This is a genomic window from Kaistia sp. MMO-174 (genome assembly GCF_037147815.1).
GTDB lineage: Bacteria > Pseudomonadota > Alphaproteobacteria > Rhizobiales > Kaistiaceae > Kaistia > Kaistia nematophila.
Genome location: NZ_JBBCUO010000007.1, coordinates 369,391 through 390,523, shown reverse-complemented (window position 1 = coordinate 390,523; position 21,133 = coordinate 369,391). Strand labels below are relative to the sequence as shown.

Here is a 21,133-nt window from a genome sequence, read left to right as displayed (position 1 = left end):
CCGCCATTCCACATTGAGGAGATGCGAGATGAGGCTTCGGGGTCTTTTGGCTGGCGCGGCTGCGCTGATGGCAGTGTCGGCGGCCAACGCGCAGGACGCGAAGCCGCTCGTCGTCTTCGTCTCGCCCAATCCGGTCGGCGTCAACGACTTTCTGAAGCTCGCCAAGGCCGGCACCGAGAAGGCCGCCGAGGCCAATGGCGCCACCGCCAAGGTTTATGAGAGCACCGACCCGACCACCATCCGCCAGAACCTCGACGCCGCCGCCAGGGAAGGCGCCAAGGTGATCGTCGCCGTCGGCTTCGAGTTCAACGACGTGCTGCCGGAAGTGGCGAAGGCCTATCCGGACACCAAGTTCCTGCTCGTCGACAGCTGCCCGCAGACGCCGGTCGCCAACATCCACTGCTCGGTCTTCCGCGAATATGAGGCGGTCTTCCTCGCCGGCGCCGAGGCGGCGCTCACCAGCGAGACCGGCAAGGTCGGCGCCATCGGCGCGCTCGATATCCCCTTCATCCATCGCTACACCGACCCCTTCAACGAGGGCGCCAAGCATGTGAAGCCGGAGATCGAGATCGCCCCGTCGCTCTGGATCGGTGGCAACAATCCGTTCTCGGATCCTGCCCGCGGCCAGCAGCGCGCCAGCGTCATGGTCTCCGACAATGTCGATCGCGTCATGGCGGCCGGCGCCGGCTCGAATGGCGGCATCTTCAAGGCTATGGAAGACCTGCCGGGCGCGGCGGCCTTCGGCGTCGACACCAACCAGTGCCCGCAGGCGCCCGGCCTGATCATGGACAACGTCCAGAAGCGCACCGACACGGTCATCGAGAAGGGCGTCGCCGGCCTGTTCAAGGGCGACCAGCCGGCCTTCGCCACCTACGGCCTCGCCGAAGGCGGCATGACGCTGACCAGCCTGGAGCCGGGCCTCGACGCTTCGGGCTGCCTGATCGCCAAGCTGCCGGATGTCGTCGCCAAGGTGAAGGCGCTGCGCGACGAGGTCGTTGCCGGAACGGTGAAGGTCGCCGATCCGATGCAGCTCGCCAAGTAAGGCGGTTACACTTCGGTATGTCGACGATCGAGCTCGAAGCCAGAAGCATCGTCAAGCGCTACGGGCCTCTCGTCGCCAATGATCATATCGACCTCTCCGTCCTGCGCGGAGAGGTCCACGCCGTGATGGGCGAGAACGGCGCCGGCAAGTCGACGCTGATGTCGATCCTCTACGGCATGCAGGCGCCCGACTCCGGCCAGATCCTCCTGCGCGGCGCGGAGATGCACTACCGCTCGGCGCTGGACGCGATCGGCGCCGGCATGGGCATGGTCCACCAGGCGTTCAAGCTGTTCAATTCGCTGACCGTCTGGGAAAACGTCGTCTATGGCATGGAGCCGACCCGCTTCGGCTTCATCGACCGGCGCGAGGCGGCGAAGCGGGTGGCGATCCTCGCCGAACGCTACCGCCTGCGGGTCGATCCGAACGCCGTCGTCGGCCAGCTCTCGGTCGGCGTGCGCCAGCGCGTCGAGATCCTGAAGGCGCTTTATCGCGACGCCCGCGTGCTGATCCTCGACGAGCCGACCGCCGTGCTGACGCCGCAGGAGCGCGATGGTCTGTTCGACATCATCCGCAACCTGACCGCTGACGACCGCACCATCCTGTTCGTCACCCACAAGCTGCACGAGGTGATGGCGATCACCGACCGCGTCACTGTGCTGCGCGACGGTAAGGTGGTCGACCGCATGGTGACGTCGGAAACCTCGGCCCGCGAGATCATCCGCGCCATGACCGGCCGCGCCGTCAACCTGACGGTCGAGAAGCGTCCCGCCACGCCGGGCGCCGTCGTGCTCGCGGCGCGCGGCCTGACCGTCGCCACCGATGGCGGCAAGCCGGTGGTCGATCATGTCGATCTCGCGATCCGCGCCGGCGAGATCGTCGGCATCGCCGGCGTCGCCGGCAATGGCCAGACCGAGCTGATCGAGGCGCTGACCGGCCTGCGCATCCCCGATGGCGGCAGCGTCGCCATCAACGGCGCCGACGTCACCCGCGCCGATGTCGAGCGCCACCGCGACGCCGGCCTCGCCTATATCCCGGAAGATCGCGCCACGACCGGCACCGCGCTCGCCGCCTCCGCCGCCGACAATCTCGCCATGGGTTTTCAGGCGAAGCCGCCGCTTTCGAATGGCCGCCTGCTCGACGCCGGCGCCGTCACCGCCCATGCGAAAAGGCTGATCGAGCGCTTCGGCGTCAAGATCGGCTCGGAGCAGCTCGCCGTCGGCACGCTGTCGGGCGGCAATCTGCAGAAGGTGGTGGTCGCGCGCGAGCTTTCGCATGCAGCCCCCCTGCTGATCGCCGAGCAGCCGACGCGCGGCGTCGATGTCGGCGCCATCGAGTTCATTCATGGCCAGCTGGTCGCCGAGCGCGATCGCGGCAGCGCCGTGCTTCTGGTCTCGGCCGAGCTGACCGAGATCCTGGCGCTCTCCGACCGCGTGCTGGTGATGTTCGACGGCCGCATCCTGGCCGAATTGCCGCGGACCAGGCCGACGAGGAAACGCTCGGCTTGCTGATGGCCGGCCGCGTCGGCGAAGCCAGGCCGACCGACGGATCGGAGGCCGCATGAGCGAGCGCAGCCTGCGGGACATCCGCTTCCCCCGCATCCCGGCCGTGCCGCTGGCGATCGGCATCGGCATTCTGATCGGCGGCCTGCTGGTGCTGGCCTCGGGCGGCGACCCAATCGCCGCCTATCGCGAGATCGTCATCGGTGCCCTGGCACCGTCGAACTGGCCGAACACGCTGAACTGGGCGGTGCCGCTGGTCGGCATGACGCTGGTGGCGGCGCTGCCGCTGCGCGGCGGCATGGTCAATCTCGGCGGCGACGGCCAACTGGTGATCGGCGGGCTCGTGGCGGCGCTGGCCGCGCTCTACCTGCCGTTGCCCGGGCCGCTGCTGATCGCAGCCAGCATCCTCTGCGCCATGATCGCGTCCGGCCTTTACGCCTCGCTCGCCGCCTGGGGCGAGACGCGCTTCGGCATTCCGATGCTGATCTCGACCTTGCTGCTCTCCTATCCGGCGATCGGCATCGCCTCCTATCTCGTCGGCTTCCCGCTGCGCGACATGGCGACCGGCCTCGCCCAGACCCGGATGATCCCGGATGCGGCGCGGCTTCCCGTCATCTCCGGCCCGCTCAATATCGGCCTGGTCCTGATGGCGATCGTCGCCATCGCCGTCGTCTTCTATGACCGCCGCACGGTGGGCGGCTACGAACTGCGCATGCGCGGGCTGAATGCCAAGTTCGCCGGCTATGGCGGCGTCCGCCTCGCATCGCAGCAGGTGCGCGTGATGTTTGCGAGCGGCGCCATCGCCGGCCTCGTCGGCGCCATCCTCGTGCTCGGCTCGCTCTATCGCTACCAGGATGGCGCGCTGCTGACGCCGGGCTACACCTGGTCCGGCCTGATGGCAGCCCTCTTGGCCGGTGGCGCGCCGCTCGGCGCGATCTGCGCTGGCCTGTTTTTCGCGGGCCTGCAGACGGGCGGCTTCGCCATGCAGCGCGAGACGGCGATCCCGCGCGTTCTGACCATGATCCTGCAGTCCGTCATCATCCTGTTCCTGGCGATCCGCCACGGCGTCGGCAGGAAGTCGTCATGAGCCTGATGAGCTTCATTACCCCGTCGCTGGTCAATTCGGCGGTCCAGTCGATCACGCCGATCCTGCTGGCGGCGCTCGCGGGCACGCTCTGCGGCCGCGTCGGCGTCTTCAACATGGCGATGGAGGGCCAGCTTCTGGTCGGCGCGTTTGCCGCCGTCGTCGGCTCCTACGCCACCGGCAGCGCGCTCGGCGGCGTGCTGTTCGCCATTGTCTTCACCGTGCTGTTCTCGCTGATCCTCGCTTATGGCGCGACGGTGTTCAAAGGCGATAGCGTCGTCATCTGCATCGGCATGAACCTGCTCGCCTCGGGCCTCACCGCCTATCTTCTGCGGCAGATGTTCGGCGTATCCGGCACCTTCTCCGATCCCGGCATCGTCGGCCTGACCAAGATCCGCATCGACGCGATCAACACCATCCCCTGGATCGGCTGGATCTTCTCGCGCCAGACGGCGATCACCTGGCTCGCCTGGATCCTGACCGCCGCCGTGACGATCATGATGTTCCGCACGCCGCTCGGCCTGCGCCTGCGCGGCGTCGGCGAGGATGCGAGCGCCGCCGGCACCATGGGCATCGACGTCACGCGCTACCGCGTGGCTACCGTCCTCTTCGCCGGCGGTTTGACCGGCCTCGGCGGCGCCCAGCTCTCGCTCGGCACGGTCAGCATCTTCTCCGAGGACATGAGCGCCGGCCGTGGCTGGATCGCCGTCGTCGCCGTCATGCTCGGCCGCAATCATCCGCTCTGGGCAGCGCTCGCCTGCGTGCTGTTCGGCGTCGCCGACGCGCTCTCCGTTCGCCTGCAGAGCCAGGGCCTGCCCAACCAGCTGACCGACGTCGTGCCCTATGTCGTGACGCTGCTGGCGCTGGCGCTCAGTCACCGCAAGCGGCTGAAGCGCCGCGCCGCCGAGACGATCACCGCGCACGCCTGATCCCTCGCGTGCCCCTTCCAAGCTTTCAAGGAACTTCGCCATGACCGAAACCTGCCGCATGATCCTCGATGTCGACACCGGCGTCGACGACGCCATGGCGATCTTCTACGCGGTCCGCCGCCCGGGCATCAGGCTCGAGGCGCTGACCACCACCTTCGGCAACACCGACACGGTGATCGCGACCGAGAACACGCTGAAGATCCTGGAGCTGCTCGACCGTCCCGAGATCCCGGTGGCGCAGGGCGTCGGCCGCTCGCTGATCCGCCCCTACAAGCGCATGGCCGATCACATCCACGGCTCCAACGCGCTCGGCGATGTCGAACTGCCGGCGCCGAAGATCAAGGCGACCGACGAGCACGCCGCCGACCTGATGATCCGCATGATCAAGGAGAATCCCGGCGAGATCACGCTCTGCCCGGTCGGCCCGATCACCAATGTCGCGCTCGCCATCACCAAGGCGCCCGAGATCGCCAAGCTGGTGAAGCAGATCGTCGTCATGGGGTCGACGGTGCTGCATCCGGGCATCCATGGCCCGATCGCGCCGATGGTCGACGCCAATTTCGCCAATGACCCGGAAGCCGCGCACATCGTGCTGCAGGCCGGCGCGAATGTGACGCTGGTCGGCATGGACGTCACCATGACGACGCTGCTCTCGACCGAGATGATGAACGAGATCAGCCGAGAGGGCGATCACGCGGCGCAGACGCTGATGAAGATCACGTCCTTCTATGTCGACGCCTACAAGACGATGTATCCGGGCATCCAGGGCTGCGGCCTGCACGATCCGCTGGCGGTCGCCGTCGCCGAGGATCCGACGCTGGTCGGGCTGGAGCGCATGTATGTCGACATCGAGCTGAACGGCGAGCTGACGCGCGGCTCGACGGTCGCCGACCGTCGCCGCACCGCGATCCCGTTCCACAACGCCAATGTCGCCATGACCGTCGACCGCGCCCGCTTCGAGGCCGATTTCATGGCGCTGATGAAGGGCCGCTGAGGGGGCCGTTGCCCTGAACGACTGCTGTCACCTCTCCCATGGGGAGAGGTCGACGGCCGCAGGCCGGCGGGTGAGGGGTTCAGCCCCATCCGGAAAGGCCTCAACCCCTCACCCGGCTCTTCGAGCCGACCTCTCCCCATGGGAGAGGTGAGGGGCGGTCAGCCCTACGCCTCCGAACTCGGCCTCCGCCGCGAAAACTGCTGCTCGGTGGCTTCGACGCCCCATTGCGTGCCGCGCTCTTCCTTCGCGAGTTCGAAGCCATGCGCCTCGTAGAGCCGGCGGGCCGCGTCCAGGCCTTTCAGCGTCCAGAGCTGCGTGGCGGCAAAGCCGGCCTTGTCGCAGAAGGCGACGGCCTCGCCGAGCAGGCGGCGACCGACACCGCCGCCACGGCAGCCCTCGTCGAGGATGAACCAGCGCAGATGCGCCTGGTTGTCGCCGAGGTCCTCGCCGTCGATGGCGATCGAGCCGATGATGCGGCCATGGCGCAGCGCCGCCCAGGCCTGGTTGCGCGGATTGCCGAGCCGGCCGGCGAATTCGGCGGCGCCCGCCGCGACCGTGCTTTCGAAGAACTGTCCGAAGCTCCAATGCCGCGAGTAATGCGCGGCATGCATCTCGGCCACGCGGCCGATCCATCCCGGCCGGTAGCCGGTGACGATCTCGATGGGCGCATCGGCGGGTTCCCCGACGTCCGGATGCCGGGCGGCCAGCCCGCGTGCATAGGCGGAGAGCCCCTGCGCCACGGCCTGATGCTCGGCCGGGTTCAGCTGCCCGAGGGCGGCCATGACCTGATCGCGGGCGAAGGCATGGATCCCGGCAACGGTTTGCGTACCCTTCGCGGTCAGGACCAGCGGCTTGATGCGGCCATCCCCGGCGCCGGCCGCCTCCATCAGTTCGCCGGCGCCGACGAGCTTGCCGACCATCCGGCTGATGCTGGATTTTTCCAGCCGCAGCACCTGCACGAGCTGGGCGGCGGTCATCGAACCCCGGCGCTCGATTTCCAGCAACGCATGCACGGCGGACGCCGAATAGGCGGTTCCGGCGAGCGTCGGATCCATGAAGCCGAGCTCGCGGACGATGCGGCGCGAGGCGGAACGGATTTCATCGACCAGGACGGCAGTGGACACGCGGGAACCCCGTTGTGATTATAGTTGCATTATACAACTATATGCCCAGTTCCTGTCCAGCGGCTCGTTCGCCGGGATGGGCCTGTATCGGCTGTCGGCGCGGCTTGCGATTCACGATGAGCAACGTTTCCATTTATCGCCGAAGTCCTGCTCCGTTTTCGCCAAGGCGCATTTTTAGGCGGAAGCGGAGGCGTATGAACGGTTTGTTGGATATCCGCGCAAACAGGGGAGTTTGAAATCCCTGTTGTGTATGACGAATGTCGCTTGACGTGCGCGGCATGGCATGTTGACGTTTACATGAGGAAAGGGCGCTGGGTGGAGGCGCCTTTGCGGCATTGAGGAATGCCGTTGGACGGGGAGGGGAAGCGCGTGCGCAAGGACGGCGGAGCTATTGTCGTGGCCATTCGGGCGAGAGGCATCTGATGCCGCGCGGTCCGATTGTCGATACGCATCTCCATCTCTGGGATCCGAAGAAGCTGCGCTATGCCTGGCTTGACGGCAATCCCGTGCTCGATCAGGCTTATGGGCTCGACCGCTATGCGGCAGCGACCGAAGGGCTCGATGTCGAGGCCATGGTGTTCCTGCAGTGCGAGGTCGATACCGCCCAGTACGAGCGGGAGGCCGAGTGGGTCGCCGGTCTCGCCAAAATCGATCCGCGTATAAAAGGCATGGTGGCTTGGGCGCCGCTGGAGAAGGGCCGCGCCGCCGCGGCCGATGTCGAGCGTCTGGCGCGGCACGACATCCTGCGCGGCATCCGCCGCATCATCCAGTTCGAGCCCGATCTCGATTTCTGCGTGCGGCCGGATTTCATCGAGGGCGTGCGCACGCTCGCCGATTTCGGCCTCTCCTTCGACATCTGCGTCGATCACCGGCACATGGCGAACGTGCTGAAATTAGCGGCTGAGATCCCGGAAGTGCCGATGATCCTCGATCACATCGGCAAGCCGGCGATCAAGGACGGGGTGATGGAGCCGTGGGCGAGCCAGATGCGCGAACTGGCGAAGCTCCCGCATGTCAGCTGCAAGATCTCCGGCGTCGCCACCGAGGCGGACCACGCCAACTGGACCGGGGACGAGCTGAAGCGCTACGTCCAGGTCGCCATCGACGCCTTCGGCTTCGACCGCGTGATGTTCGGCGGCGACTGGCCGGTCGCCGTGCAGGCGATCGAGTATCGTCGCTGGGTCGCCATCCTCGACGATGTGCTCGCTTCCGCTACCGACGTCGAGCGTCAGAAGTTCTGGCGCGACAATGCCGTCCGCTTCTATCGCCTGGAGACGGCTCGATGACGAATGCTGCGCCGCTCGTTTCCGCGCGCGGCATTTCCAAGTCCTTCGGCGGCGTCGAGGTGCTGCGCAACGTCGATCTCGACCTGATGCCGGGCGAAGTGCATGCCCTGCTCGGCGAGAACGGCGCCGGCAAGTCGACCTTCGCCAAGATCCTGGCCGGCGTGCACCGGCCGACGCGCGGCACGATCGAGCTCGGCGGCAAGCCGGTCGAGATCGGCTCGCCGATCGGCGCCCAGCGCCTCGGCATCACGCTGATCCACCAGGAGCCGATCTCGTTCCCGGATCTGTCGGTCGCGGAAAACCTCGTCATCGGCCAGGTCGGGGCCAAGCCGCTCGGCCGCGTCCGCTGGGCCGAGCTGGCGAAGGAAGCCCGCCGGCTGATGGGCCTCCTGAACGTGCCGATCGACGTCACCGTGCCGATGCGCGGCTTGTCGATCGCGGACCAGCAGATGGTCGAGATCGCCCGCGCGCTCGCTTCCGACAGCCGGCTGATCATCATGGACGAGCCGACTGCGGCGCTGACGCCAAAGGAGGTCGAGACGCTGTTCACGATCGTCCGCCGGCTGCGCGAAGAGGGCCGCACGATCATCTTCATCTCGCATCGCCTCGAAGAGGTGCGCGCCATCTGCGACCGCGTCACCATCTTCCGCGATGGCGACAAGATCGAGACGGCGACGACGGCGAGCCTCAGCGATGCTGACATCATCCGCCGCATGATCGGCCGCCCCGTGGCGGATTACCTGCATCGCGGTACCAGCCATGTCGGCGAGGTGGCGCTCTCGGTGCGCAACCTGACGCTGCCGGGTCGGTTCGAGAACATCTCCTTTGACATCCGCAAGGGCGAGATCGTCGGCCTTGGCGGACTGGTCGGCGCCGGCCGAACCGACGTGGCGCGCGCGGTCTTCGGCGTGGCGCCGGCGACCTCGGGCGTCATCGAGATCGACGGCAAGCCGGTTTCGATCAAGGAGCCGACCGACGCGATCGGCCTCGGCATCGCGCTGGTCTCGGAAGACCGCGCCATCGCCGGCATCTTCCGCTCGCTGCCGGTCGAGACCAACATCACCGCCGCTGTGCCGAAGCGGATCGCGCCCAGGGGCATCATCCGCCGCGCGGTCGAGAAAGCGCTGGCGAAGCAGTCGGTCGACAAGCTCTCGATCCGGCTTGCTTCCGTGCGCCAGCCGATCGGCGAGCTTTCGGGCGGCAACCAGCAGAAGGCGATCCTCGCCCGCTGGCTGCTGGCAGAGCCGGATATCCTCATTCTCGACGAGCCGACGCGCGGCATCGACATCGGCGTCAAGGCCGAGTTCTACGACATGATCGGCGCGCTCGCCGCCGGCGGCCGCGCCATCCTGCTGATTTCCTCCGAACTTCCCGAGTTGCTCGCCTTGTCCGATCGCATCCTCGTCATGTCCGAAGGCAAGCTGACCGCCGATATCCCGCGCGCCGAGGCGAGCCAGGAGACAATCATGCACGCGGCCGTGCCGCGTTCCGGCCGCCACACGGTTTCGGGAGCGGCGGCATGAACGCAATTGCCCACCTGTTCCGTGCCCGCGAGGCCGGCATCCTCGTCATGCTCGTGCTGTTCGTGGCTGTCGTCAGCCTGATCCAGCCGCGCTTCTTCTCGGTCGAGACGCTGCGCATCGTCCTGCTCGCCGTGCCGCTGATCCTAGTCGCGGCGATGGGCCAGATGATGGTTCTCGTCGCCCGCCACGTCGATCTCTCGATCGGCTCGATCCTCGGCTTCTCCGCCATCGCCGCCGGCATGATTTTTCGCGATCGCCCGGAGCTGCCGCTGTTCGTCGGCTTTGCCGTCGGCGTGTTGTCGGGCGCGGCGCTCGGTTTCGTCAACGGCCTCGTCGTGACGGTGTTCCGCCTGCCGTCGATCATCGTCACGCTCGGCACGCTCAGCCTCTATCGCGGCCTGCTGTTCATCCTGTCCGGCTCGAAGCAGATCGACCCGAACGACATTCCCGAGCCGCTGATCCGCATGGCGCAGACCTCGCCGATCGACATTCCGTGGATCGTCATCATCGCCTTCGGCGTCGCCTTCGCCACCTGGCTGTTCCTGACCTACAGCCAGATCGGCCGCCAGATCTACGCAATCGGCTCCAATCCGGTGGCAGCCCCCCTGCGCGGCATCCGCGTCATGCCGGTGACGATCCTCGTCTTCACGCTCTCGGGCGCGCTCGCCGGCCTCGCCGGCCTGATCTATGCGGCGCGCTTCGGCTATGTGAATCCCGGCATCACCGGCGTCGGCTTCGAGTTCACCGTCATCGCAGCGGTGGTCATCGGCGGCGTCTCGATCAATGGCGGCGTCGGATCGGTGCTCGGCACCGTGCTCGGCGTGCTGCTGCTCGGCTCCGCCCAGGTGGCGCTGCCGATTCTCGGCGTCTCCGGCTTCTGGCAGAACGCCATCTATGGAGGCATCATCCTGATCGCCCTCGTCATCGACCGCACCGTCCGCCAGGGCGGGCTGCGCGGCCTGCTTGCCCGAGGTGGCGCATGACTTCCGTCGACAAGACTTCCGCCGCCCCTGGGCGCGTCATCGTTCGCGAGGCGGCCGCGGCCCGGCCGCGCTGGCAGGTCTGGCTGATCCGGCCGGAAGTGGTGACGCTGCTGCTGCTCGTCATCGCCGCCATCGTGGCGACCCGGCTGTCGCCCTTCTTCGCCGATCTCGGCTTCATCCTGGAAAGCTCGACCTATTACATCGAGTTCGCCATCGTGGCGCTGGTGCTGACCATCGTCATCATCTCCGGCGAGATCGACCTTTCGCCGGCCGCCCAGATGGCGCTGTCCGCCTGCCTGTTCGGCACCGCCTTCAAGGCGGGCGCGCCGATCCCGGTCGCGATCGGCGTCAGCCTGCTGTCCGGCCTGGTGATGGGCCTCTTCAACGGCTTCTTCGTCACCGTGCTGCGGCTGCCCTCGATCATCGTCACCATCGGCACGTTGATTCTCTATCGGGGGTTGGCGCAGGTCTTGGCCGGCGACAAGTCGATCAGCGGCTTCCCGTCATGGTTCGTCGGCATCGATTACCGCATGGTCGGCATCGTGCCGGTGCCGGTCCTGATCTTCATCGCCGCCTCGATCCTGCTCGGCCTCTTCCTCGGCATCACCATCTATGGCCGCCAGATCTACCAGATCGGCACCAGCGAGATCGCCGCCATCCATGCCGGCATCCGCGTCCGCCGGATCAAGATGGGCCTGTTCATCGCCTCGGGGCTCACGAGCTCGATCGCCGGCCTGATGGTCGCCTCGCGCCTCGGCTCGGTCCGTTACGACCTCGCCACCGGCGGCGAGCTGACCATGGTGCTGATCGTCATGCTCGGCGGCACCTACATCTTCGGCGGCAGAGGCTCGATCCTCGGAACGTTCCTCGCCGCCTGGCTGCTGGTCATCATCGCCACCGGCATGACCGTCGCCAACATCGCCATCAATGCGCAGCTCACCGTCATGGGCCTGCTGCTCATCGTCTCGATCATCGCGACCAACGCGATCTATGCCCGTAGCCAGCGCTAACGGGAAGTTGACACAGCACTAACAGGGAGGAACTGAAGATGCTGAGAAGAAACCTGATGCTCGCCGTCGCGCTCGGTGCGACGCTTCTGTCCGGCGCGGCCCAGGCCGCCGACCCGGTCTCGATCGTCTACATCCCGAAGAACACGGGCAATCCGTACTTCGATTCGATCATCAAGGGCTTCGAGGACGGCTGCAAGACGCTCGGCTGCGACTTCACCACCGTCGCCCCGGCCTCGGCCGAGGCCACCTCGCAGATCCCGTTCGTCACCGCGCAGATCCAGCGCGGCGTCAACGTCGTCGCGATCTCGCCCAACAGCCCCGATGCGCTGAACCAGGTGTTCGACCGCGCCCGCGGCAAGGGCACGATCATCCTGTCGGTCAATTCCGACATGCCGGGCAACGAGGCGCACCGCGACGCCGCCATCCTGCCGGTCGATTTTACCAAGACCGGCCCGTCGCAGGTCGAACTGCTCGGCAAGCAGATCGGCTATGAGGGCGAGATCGCCATTCTCTCGGCCACCACCGACGCACCGGACCAGAACGTCTGGATCGCTGCGATGAAGGAAACCCTCGAGAAGGATCCGAAATACGCCAAGATGAAGCTGGTCACGATCGCTTACGGCGATGACGATCCGCAGAAGTCGACCACCGAGACCGAGGCGCTGCTCGCCAACTACCCGAACCTGAAGGGCATCATCTCGCCCACCACGGTCGGCGTCGCGGCCGCCGCCCAGGTCGTCGAGACGGCCAAGAAGGCCGACAAGGTCAAGGTCGTCGGTCTCGGCACGCCGAACCAGATGCGCCGCTTCATCGAAAACGGCACGGTCGAGGCGTTCCAGCTCTGGAGCCCCTACAACCAGGGCCTGCTCGCCGCCAACTTCGCCGTCGGCGTCAAGAACGGCTCGATCAAGAACGAGGCAGGCACGGTGTTCGAAGTGCCGGGCCTCGGCAAGGTGACCGTCGAGAAGGACAGCGTGATCAAGACGCAGGCCGACCTGACCACCTTCGACAAGAGCAACATCGCCGACTTCAACTTCTGATCCTTCGGCCGATCCCTCGTGCCCGCGACGCGCCTCAAGCCGTCGCGGGCATTTTCTTGCCGATCCCCGTGCGCGGACCTTCGGAGACCATCATGAACCGTTATGATTTCGACAATCGCGTCGCCGTCGTCACCGGCGGCGGCCAGGGCATCGGCCGTGAGGTCGCCGAGCGCATCCTCGCCGGCGGCGGCAAGGTCTCGATCTGGGACCGCGATGCCGCGCTGCTCGAAAAGACCGTCGCCGAACTCGGCGCGGATGTCGCGGAAGGCCGCGTCGTCGACATCGGCGATCTCGCCTCGGTCGAAAGCGCGACGCGGGCGACGATCGCGGCGCAGGGCCGGATCGACATCCTGATCAACAATGCCGCGATCGTCGGCCCCAACATGCCGACCTGGGAATATCCGCCTGAGGCCTTCATCGACGTCGTGCATGTCGGCCTGACCGGCACCTTCCATTGCTGCCGGTCGGTGGTGCCGCACATGATCGAGCGGAACTATGGCCGCATCGTCAATCTAAGCTCGATCGCCGGCAAGGAGGGCAATCCCAATGCGGTCGCCTATTCCGCCACCAAGGCGGCGGTGCTGGCGCTGACGAAATCACTCGGCAAGGAATTGGCGGGCAAGGACATTTCGGTCAATGCCGTGACGCCCGCGATTGCGAAGACGGCCGGCGCAATGGGCCAGTCGCCCGAACACATCGCCTATATCCTGGCGAAGATTCCACGCGGGAGAATGCTGGAGCTTTCGGAAGCCGCCTCGATGATCTGCTTCCTGGCGTCGGAGGAAAACTCCTTCACCACCGGCGCCACCTTCGATCTCTCCGGCGGCCGCGCGACCTACTGAGGCGACGCTCCGGCTTTCCCTCTCCCGCGAGCGGGAGAGGGAAGGGTGAGGGGCTTGCTTCTTCTGGCTTCGTTGGGGTGGGGCGGATCTTCGCGAAGACCCTCACCCCAGCCCTGTCCCGTGAACGGGAGAGGGAGCCCGCCTGAGTCAGGCGACGCCCTACGGCGTCGGAGCGTCGGCGCGGATCAGGCCTTCGTGCTTCAGTTCAGCCCAGAGATCGGTCGGGATGTCGAGGCGGACCAGGTCGAGATTGGTCGTCACCTGTTCCGGCTTGAAGGCGCCTGGAATGACCGAGGTGATGGCCGGATGGTGCAGCGGGAACTGCAGGGCCGCCGCCGGTAGCGGCACGTTGTGGCGCTGGCAGACCTCGGCGATGCGGCGGGCCTTCTCCAGCACCTCCGGCGTCGGATCGAAATAATTGTACTTGGCGCCCGGCACCGGACCGGTGGCGTAGAGGCCGGACGAGAACACGCCGCCGATGATGATGCCGACGCCGCGCTCGACGCAGAGCGGCAGTTCTTCCGTCAGCGTCTCCTGTTCGCCCAGCGTGTAACGCAGCGCCAGCAGGAAGAAGTCCATGTCGAACAGTTCGAGGAAGCGCGGGATCAGGCCGAGTTCATTGATGCCGGCGCCGATCGCGCCGATGTGGCCGGCAGCCTTGAGATCGGCGAGTGCCCGAAAACCGCCATTGGCGAGCTGGGCGAAGCCGGCCTGCACCATCGCTTCGGAGCCGCGATGCCACCAGTCGAGATCGTGGATCACCAGCGTGTCGACCCGGTTCATGCCGAGGCGCTGCAGGCTGTCCTCATAGGCGCGCATGACGCCATCATAGCTGTAGTCGAAATAGTGATCGAAATGCAGGCCACCGGACCAGAAGCCGGTATCGAACTCGTCCGGCTTCCGGAGCGGCGCGCGCAGGATACGGCCGACCTTGGTCGAGAGGATCAGCTCGCCGCGCTCCTGCTTGTACAGGAAGCGGCCGACGCGGTGCTCGCTCTGCCCGCGGCCATACCAGGGCGCGGTGTCGAAGTAGCGGACGCCCGCGTCCCATGCCGATTTCAGCGTCGTCTCGGCATCGGCGTCCGATACCTTGGTGAACAGCTCGCCGAGCGGCGCGGCGCCGAAGCCGATCTGCGGCAGCATCACGTCGGTGCGGCCGAGTTGGCGGCGCTTGAATGGATCCATCGTCTCTCTCCCTTTCGCGGCCCCGCCTGCCGAGCCTGACCGCGCCTCACGCCTCGTATCGGCCTGGGGCAGTCATGCGTCATCCTCCCGGAGCAGGCGAGTCGACCCATAGAATGGCAGGATTGTGTGAACGTCAACACGGGCGCTGGGGCGTGGATCCGATATCCATCAATTCACATCAATCGGTGTGATATTCCTTGCTTGTCCTTGGGGGCGATGGCAGCTTGTCGGGACGAGGAAACGCGCATGGGGTCGCCCGATCCATGCCCCTGATCCGCAAGAAGACAGGGTAGGGATGTAAACGTTATGTCAGGGAAACTACCGGGTGGCCGACGCCAGCCGACCATTCACGAAGTGGCGGCGACGGCCGGCGTCTCGATTGGAACCGTGTCGCGGGTCGCGAGCGAAAGCCCGCGCGTGGCGCCGGAGACGCGGGCCCGCGTGCTGGCGGCGATGGCCGAGCTCGGCTACCAGCCGAACGCCGCGGCGCGCGCCATGCGCACCAACCAGACCATGACGATCGGCTTCCTGATTCCTGACATGACCAACCAGGTGTTCGCCCGCGTCGCGCAGGGTGCGGAGACCGTGCTGGCGCCTGAGGGCTACATGCTGTTCGCCTTTTCGTCGAACCGCTCGCCGGCGCGCGAGATCGAGTTCCTGCAGGCCGCCCGCCAGCGCCAGATGGACGGGCTGATCGTGACGCTGTCGGACGAGACGGCAACCGGGACGATCGAGGAGATCGGCCGCATGGGCGTTCCGGTGGTGGTGCTCGATCGCGAGATCCCGGTCGAGGCCGACGTCGTCTATAGCGAGCACATGCAGCCGATCGAGACGGTGGTCGAGCAATTGCTGCAGCTCGGCCATAGGCGTATCGGCCTGATCACCGCTTCGCACAATATCCGTCCCGGCCGCGACCGCGTCGCCGGCTTCAAGCGCGCGCTGGAAAAGGCCGGCGTGCCGATCGACGAATGGCTGATCCGCGCGCGGACGCAGAGCGCCGAGCGCGGCATGGCCGAGACGCATGACCTTCTGACCGGCGCCAATCCGCCGACCGCCATCCTCGCCGCCGGCAGCGACATCTTCTATGGCGCGCTGAAGGCGGTTCGCCTGCTCGGCCTGTCGATCCCGGACGACATTTCCTTCGTCGGCGCCGACGACGCGCTGCTCGGCGAGTTGGTCTATCCGCCGATTACCGTCATCGACCGCGATATGGTCGATGTCGGGAGGCAGGCGGCGGGCCTGCTGCTCGAGCGGCTGAAAGGGCTCGACGTGCCGCCGCGCCGGATCATGCTCGGCAGCGACGTGCTGCTGCGCAGTTCGATTGCCGCGCCCAAAATTCGCTGACCTCAGGCGGCCCTCAGGCCGGCGGCGATCGCGGCCATCGGATGCGACGCCTTCGTCTCCGACAGGCGACCGACCTGGCAGCGGCAGGAAAAGCCGGTGGCGAGCACGGATGTTTCGTCGGCGAGCGCCGGCGCCCACGAGGCGTCGAACAGCGCCCGGCTCACCGCCTGCTGGCGCTGCTCGTGCCCGAACAGGCCCGACATGCCGCAGCAGCCGGTCTGTGTCGGCCGCACCGCGAGGCCGACAGCCGCGAACACTTCCTGCCATTGCTTGAGCGCCTGCGGGACCGCCGAGGCCTCGGTGCAATGGACCATCAGCTTAGGCGCGCGCGCGCTCGATGATGCCTTCGGCCAGGGATCGCCGGCCGTGAGGCGCTGGCGCAGGAATTCCTGCACCAGCAGTACCTGCGGCATGGAAGGCGCCACCTCGCGGAACTCGCTGCGGGTCATCAGCACGAAGGCGGGATCGACGCCGATCATCGGGCGACCGGTCTTCTCCAGTTCGTTGAGCGCCGCGATCTGTCGGCTGGCCAGTCGCGTGAAGCGCTTGCGCATGCCCTTCACATGCGCCGCCTTGGAGCCGGGCGGCAGCGTCACGATGACCGGCCGGTAGCCGAGCGCCGCTAGCCCGTCGCAGACCGCGGCGACCGCTTCCGTGTCGAAGGTGGCGGTGAACGCATCCTCCAGCACCAGCACGACCTCTTCGTGGGTCGGGATCGCATCGTCGTGGCGGAAGACGGGATGACCGAGCTGGCGGAGCCCTCGTGCGGAAATCGTCGGCAGGTCGACGAAGCCGAGCAGCGGCGCCGCCAGCCGGTAGGCCAGCGGGGCCAGGCGGCGGGCGAGCGGCCGCGTCGCCGCGATGAACGGCGCCAGCGCCTCGACGGCCGCGGCGGCGTGGTCGCGCAGCGGCCGGCGCCGCGTTGCGTGATAGGCTTCGAGGAAGCGCGATTTCAGCATCGGGATGCTGACATGGGCCGGGCAGGCGCTGCCGCATGCGTTGCAGCCGAGGCAGCTGTCGAGCGCGGCATGGGCGTCGGCCGCGATCTTGTCGCGTTCGGCTTCGCCGGCCGCCTCGGCCTGGCGCCAGCGCCGCACGATCTCGGCGCGCCCCTTGGGCGACTGCGTGAGGTCGCGCGTCGCCTTGAAGGACGGGCAGATCGGCACCGTCTTGCTGTAGTTGAGGCAGGAGGCGTTGCCGTTGCAGTGGAAGGCCGGTTCGAACGGCAGGTCGGCCGGTGCGTTGCCCCGGCGGAACGGCATGTCGACGATGCCGATCGGCCGGCGTGAGACGGTGACAAGCTTGCCGGGATTGAAGCGCTCCTGCGGGTCGAAGGCGTGCTTGATCCGCTGCAGGGCGGCATAGGCGACCGGGCCGACATAGTCCGGCAGGTAGGCGCCGCGAATGCCCTTGCCGTGCTCGCCCCAGAAGATGCCGCCATGCCGCGTGCAGAGCGCGTAGACGGCGTCGGAGATGGCCTTGAAGGTCGCCTGGTCGGCCTTGTCGTCGAGGTCGAGGGCCGGGCGGACATGCAGGCAGCCGACATCGATATGGCCATAGATGCCATAGCGCAGGTCGTGCTCCTTCATGATCGCGTCGAAGCCCTCGACGAAGGCGACGAGGTTTTCGACCGGAACGACGCAATCCTCGACGAATGCGACCGGGCGGCGGGCACCCTCGCGCTTTCCGAGCAGGCCGACGGCGGCGGCTCGGGTCGACCACAGCCTGGCGCTGTCGGCGGCGTCGCGGGCGCAATAGCTGCCGATGACGCCGGGAAGCGTCGCCGCGTCGGCGGTCAGCCTGCCGACGGCGGCGTCGAGCGCATTCGCGTCCTCGCCGACGAACTCGACGAACAGGTAGGAGATGCGGTCGTCCGCCTCGCCGCGGATGGCGGGCGGCAGGCTGTCCATCAGGCCGGCTTCGCGGGCGAGCCGCTGCACCCAGTCGTCCATGATCTCGATCGCCAGCGGCTCGTGGCGGAGCAGCGGCGTTCCGGCGGCCAGCGCGGCGGCGAAATGGTCGAAGCCGATGACGACGAGGCGCTTGTGCCGCGGCAGCGGCGTCAGCTTCAGGCGGATGCGGGTCGCCAGCCCCAGCGTGCCCTCGGCGCCGAGCAGCAGCCGCCACCATTCGAGCCGGTCCGGCGCCGGGCGGGCGCGCTCAAGGTCGTAGCCGGTGAAGCGCCGTGAGATCCGTGGCGTGTTCTCGATCAGCGCGTCGCGGCCGGCGTCGCAGGCCGCCGCCACCGCCTCCAGCATCGGCGCGGCCCAGTCGGGCGGGGCGGCGAGGCTGTCGAGGACGCGGCCGCCATCGACGACCAGTTCGAGGCCGAGCACGTTGTCGCTGGTCTTGCCGTAGATGCGCGAGCCCTTGCCAGAGGCGTCTGTGCTGATCATGCCGCCGATGGTGCAGCGGTTCGAGGTCGAGGTGTTGGGCGCGAAGAACAGGCCAGTATGGGCGATCGCGGCATTCAGTTCGTCGAGCACGATGCCCGGCTCGACCTCGACCCAGCTCTCGGCCTCGTTCAGCGCCAGGATGCGTGTCATGAAGCGCTGGAAATTGACGATGATGCCGCGGTTCAGGCTCTGGCCGTTGGTGCCGGTGCCGCCGCCGCGCGCGGTGATCGGCATGCGGCGGAACTCGTCTCGGTCGGCGATCGCCAGCAGGGTGGCGACATCGGCGGCGTCGCGCGGCGCGACGATCAGGTCGGGCTCGATCTCGTAGACGCTGTTGTCGGTCGACATGGCGGCGCGGGCGGCATGGTCGTGCGCGATCTCGCCGCGAAAGCCGGCGGCGCGGAGCGCGGCGTCGAAGCTGGTGAAGGACGCGACGGCCGGGGGCGCGGCCGCGAGGGCGGTTCGGGACATGGGAAGGCCTTTCGAGAGCCGCCATTGAACCATGCCGCCGGCCTTCGTAACATTGGAATGAAATGAAGAAACATTCGAAAATTTCGAACATTGGAATGCGCCACTTCCGCGCCGCGCTGGCGCTGGCCGAGGCGCAGTCCTTCACGCGCGCCGCCGACATGCTGGGGATCGTGCCCTCCGCTCTCACCGAGACGATCAAGCAGATCGAGGCGGATGGCGGCGTCCGCCTGTTCGACCGCGACGCGCGGCCGGTGACGCCGACCGAGGCGGGTCGGGAATTCCTCGTCGCCGCGCGCCGCGTCGTCTCCGATTTCGAGGCGGCGCTGCACGATTTGCGCCGGGTCGGCGGCGTCGAGCGTGGCGCGGTGACCGTGGCGGCGGCGCCTTCCGTCGTGCTGTTCCATCTCGCGCCGGCGCTGACGCGCTTCCGCGCCGCGCATCCGGCCGTCGAGGTCACGGTACATGACGACATCGCTGAGCGGGTCGGTTCGCTGGTGCTGGAGCGGGTGGCGGATTTCGGCATCGCCGAGCCCTGGCACGTCACCGATCAGCTTTCCTACGAACCGTTCCATGTCGATCCGTTCGTGCTGGTCTGCCATCGCGATCATCCGCTCGCCGGGCGCGCCGCCGTCGATCTCGCCGAAATCCCGGCCGGCGAGGTGATCTCGCTCGATCAGCATACCGGCACCGGCAAGCTGATCGCGGCCGCGCCCGAAATCCCGCCCGCCTTCCGCGCCGGGCCGCTCAGGGCACATGGCACGATCGCGCAGCTGACGATGATCTCGCAGGGCATGGGCGTGGCGCTGATGCCGAAGCTCGCCGCCTCTGTGCTGCAGAGCCCGGCGGTGCGCCGGGTGGGCTTGCGCGACGTCTCTTTGCGCCGCACGCTCTGCATCGTCACCAGGGCCCGGATCGGGCTCTCGCCAGCGGCTGAGGCGCTGCTCGATTGCCTCCGGCCGCTCGGATCGATCGATCAGGACTGATTTTTCGAAGAATGGGCGTCGGCGAGGACGAAATCGCCGCGATCGCGTCCTTCAATTCCGTCCGTCCTCGTTCAAAGCGGAGCAAGGAAGGTCTTGTTGTTAATGGAGATTGAGCTCGGATTATTGTTTGAACTCATATGAATTTCCGTGTAGTGGACGAAGGCTGCCTGACCAAATGCACGCATGGAGAAGCGCGATGTCCCACGATCCCGTCTCGGCGCAGCCGAAGGGCAAGCTCGTCATTCGCAACATCGGATTGGTGCTGAGCGGCGCCATGGAGAATCCGATCCTCGATGCGGATACGATCATTGCCGTCGACGGCAAGATCGCGGCCATCGGACGCGCCAAGGATCTCGACGTGGACCAGGCCGATCAGGTGATCGACGCCAACCAGGCGGTCGTGGCGCCGGGCCTGATCGACAGCCATGTCCATCCCGTCGCGGGTGACTGGACGCCGCGCCAGAGCCAGCTGAACTGGATCGACAGCACCATGCATGGTGGCGTGACCACCATGATCTCGGCCGGTGAGGTGCATACGCCCGGCCGTCCGACCGATATCGTCGGCCTGAAGGCGCTCGCCATCGCCGCGCAGCGTACCTTCACCGCCTTCCGTCCCGGCGGCGTCAAGATCCATGCCGGCGCGCCGATCATCGAGCAGGGCATGGTCGAGCAGGATTTCAAGGACCTCGCCGACGCAGGCGTGCGTCTTCTGGGCGAGATCGGCCTCGGCAGCGTCAAGGATGGCGAAACGGCCGGCAAGATGGTCGCCTGGGCGCGCAAATACGGCATCCAGTCGACCATCCACACCGGCGGCCCCTCCGTTCCGGGCTCGGGCCTGATCGGCGCCGACGTGGTTCTGGCGGCCGGCACCGACGTCGTCGGCCACATCAATGGCGGCCACACCGCGCTGCCGGATCGCGAGATCCGCTGCATCTGCGAGGGCTGCAAGGCCGGCCTCGAGATCGTTCACAACGGCAATGAGCGCGCGGCGCTGTTCGCGCTGCGCACGGCGCGCGAGATGGGTGAGATGGAGCGCGTCATCCTCGGCACCGACGGCCCCGCCGGCTCGGGCGTGCAGCCGCTCGGCATCCTCCGCATGGTGTCGCTGCTCTCCTCGCTCGGCGATGTGCCGGCCGAGATCGCGATCTGCTTCGCCACCGGCAACACGGCGCGCATGCGCAGCCTCGACTGCGGCCTGATCGAAGTCGGCCGTCCCGCCGATTTCGTCTTCCTCGCCAAGGCGATGCATTCGGCCGGCCGCGACATGCTCGACAGCATCCAGCTCGGCGACCTGCCGGGCGTCGGCATGATCGTCATCGACGGCATCGTCCGCTCCGGCCGCAGCCGCAACACGCCGCCGGCCGAGCGCCTGCCCTTCGTCTGCAACTGATCCACGCG

17 protein-coding genes are annotated in these 21,133 nt (G+C 67.3%); 14 read left to right on the top strand and 3 right to left on the bottom strand.

Features of this window, described 5'->3' with window-relative positions; all coding sequences use genetic code 11:
* The first annotated feature begins 28 nt into the window (after positions 1-28).
* The 5 genes from WFK98_RS25310 to WFK98_RS25290 are packed head-to-tail and all read left to right on the top strand — an operon-like array spanning position 29 to position 5,548.
* Positions 29-1,042 carry a BMP family ABC transporter substrate-binding protein gene (locus WFK98_RS25310; protein WP_336802244.1) on the top strand — a complete coding sequence of 338 codons (1,014 nt, stop codon included), beginning with the start codon at positions 29-31 and terminating at the stop codon, positions 1,040-1,042.
* Between the two features lie 17 nt (positions 1,043-1,059).
* Positions 1,060-2,550: an ABC transporter ATP-binding protein gene (locus tag WFK98_RS25305; protein ID WP_336802243.1), complete on the top strand. Its 1,491-nt coding sequence runs from the start codon at positions 1,060-1,062 to the stop codon at positions 2,548-2,550.
* A 49-nt stretch (positions 2,551-2,599) separates the two neighbouring features.
* Positions 2,600-3,628, top strand: coding sequence for an ABC transporter permease (locus WFK98_RS25300; protein ID WP_336802242.1), 1,029 nt, complete (start codon positions 2,600-2,602; stop codon positions 3,626-3,628).
* Positions 3,625-4,554 (top strand): ABC transporter permease, encoded by a 930-nt coding sequence (locus WFK98_RS25295; protein WP_336802241.1) that lies wholly within the window; start codon positions 3,625-3,627, stop codon positions 4,552-4,554. The genes WFK98_RS25300 and WFK98_RS25295 overlap by 4 nt, the downstream gene beginning before the upstream one ends.
* 40 nt (positions 4,555-4,594) lie before the next feature.
* Positions 4,595-5,548: a nucleoside hydrolase gene (locus WFK98_RS25290; protein ID WP_336802240.1), complete on the top strand. Its 954-nt coding sequence runs from the start codon at positions 4,595-4,597 to the stop codon at positions 5,546-5,548.
* A gap of 164 nt (positions 5,549-5,712) precedes the next feature.
* Here the strand turns inward: WFK98_RS25290 and WFK98_RS25285 are convergent, their stop codons facing one another.
* On the bottom strand, positions 5,713-6,672 hold the full coding sequence (locus WFK98_RS25285; RefSeq protein ID WP_336802239.1) for a bifunctional helix-turn-helix transcriptional regulator/GNAT family N-acetyltransferase: 960 nt from the start codon (positions 6,670-6,672) through the stop codon (positions 5,713-5,715).
* 422 nt (positions 6,673-7,094) lie between these two features.
* Here WFK98_RS25285 and WFK98_RS25280 point away from each other — a divergent pair, with 422 nt between their 5' ends.
* From WFK98_RS25280 to WFK98_RS25255, 6 genes are all read left to right on the top strand, one after another.
* Positions 7,095-7,958: an amidohydrolase family protein gene (locus tag WFK98_RS25280; RefSeq protein ID WP_336802238.1), complete on the top strand. Its 864-nt coding sequence runs from the start codon at positions 7,095-7,097 to the stop codon at positions 7,956-7,958.
* Positions 7,955-9,481, top strand: coding sequence for a sugar ABC transporter ATP-binding protein (locus WFK98_RS25275; RefSeq protein WP_336802237.1), 1,527 nt, complete (start codon positions 7,955-7,957; stop codon positions 9,479-9,481). The genes WFK98_RS25280 and WFK98_RS25275 overlap by 4 nt, the downstream gene beginning before the upstream one ends.
* The gene (locus tag WFK98_RS25270; protein ID WP_336802236.1) at positions 9,478-10,464 is read left to right on the top strand and encodes an ABC transporter permease; all 987 of its coding nucleotides are present in this window, start codon (positions 9,478-9,480) and stop codon (positions 10,462-10,464) included. Before WFK98_RS25275 ends, WFK98_RS25270 begins: the two co-directional genes overlap by 4 nt.
* Positions 10,461-11,474 (top strand): ABC transporter permease, encoded by a 1,014-nt coding sequence (locus WFK98_RS25265; RefSeq protein ID WP_336802235.1) that lies wholly within the window; start codon positions 10,461-10,463, stop codon positions 11,472-11,474. Before WFK98_RS25270 ends, WFK98_RS25265 begins: the two co-directional genes overlap by 4 nt.
* A 38-nt stretch (positions 11,475-11,512) precedes the next feature.
* The gene (locus WFK98_RS25260) at positions 11,513-12,514 is read left to right on the top strand and encodes a substrate-binding domain-containing protein (protein ID WP_336802234.1); all 1,002 of its coding nucleotides are present in this window, start codon (positions 11,513-11,515) and stop codon (positions 12,512-12,514) included.
* Between the two features lie 92 nt (positions 12,515-12,606).
* Positions 12,607-13,356, top strand: a complete 750-nt coding sequence (locus WFK98_RS25255; protein WP_266337044.1) for an SDR family NAD(P)-dependent oxidoreductase — start codon at positions 12,607-12,609, stop codon at positions 13,354-13,356.
* 159 nt (positions 13,357-13,515) lie between these two features.
* Here the strand turns inward: WFK98_RS25255 and WFK98_RS25250 are convergent, their stop codons facing one another.
* Positions 13,516-14,541, bottom strand: coding sequence for an aldo/keto reductase (locus WFK98_RS25250; protein WP_336802233.1), 1,026 nt, complete (start codon positions 14,539-14,541; stop codon positions 13,516-13,518).
* 306 nt (positions 14,542-14,847) lie between these two features.
* Here WFK98_RS25250 and WFK98_RS25245 point away from each other — a divergent pair, with 306 nt between their 5' ends.
* A complete protein-coding gene (locus WFK98_RS25245) occupies positions 14,848-15,885 on the top strand; it encodes a LacI family DNA-binding transcriptional regulator (protein ID WP_336802232.1) in 1,038 nt (345 codons plus the stop codon).
* Between the two features lie 2 nt (positions 15,886-15,887).
* Here the strand turns inward: WFK98_RS25245 and WFK98_RS25240 are convergent, their stop codons facing one another.
* Entirely contained in the window at positions 15,888-18,752 is a 2,865-nt protein-coding gene (locus tag WFK98_RS25240; protein ID WP_336802231.1) for an FAD-binding and (Fe-S)-binding domain-containing protein, read from the bottom strand.
* 95 nt (positions 18,753-18,847) lie between these two features.
* On the opposite strand from WFK98_RS25240, the gene WFK98_RS25235 reads away from it, so the two are divergent.
* Both WFK98_RS25235 and WFK98_RS25230 read left to right on the top strand, forming a co-directional pair.
* The gene (locus tag WFK98_RS25235) at positions 18,848-19,735 is read left to right on the top strand and encodes a LysR family transcriptional regulator (protein WP_336802230.1); all 888 of its coding nucleotides are present in this window, start codon (positions 18,848-18,850) and stop codon (positions 19,733-19,735) included.
* Between the two features lie 196 nt (positions 19,736-19,931).
* Entirely contained in the window at positions 19,932-21,125 is a 1,194-nt protein-coding gene (locus WFK98_RS25230) for an amidohydrolase family protein (protein ID WP_266337049.1), read from the top strand.
* Positions 21,126-21,133 lie beyond the last annotated feature (8 nt).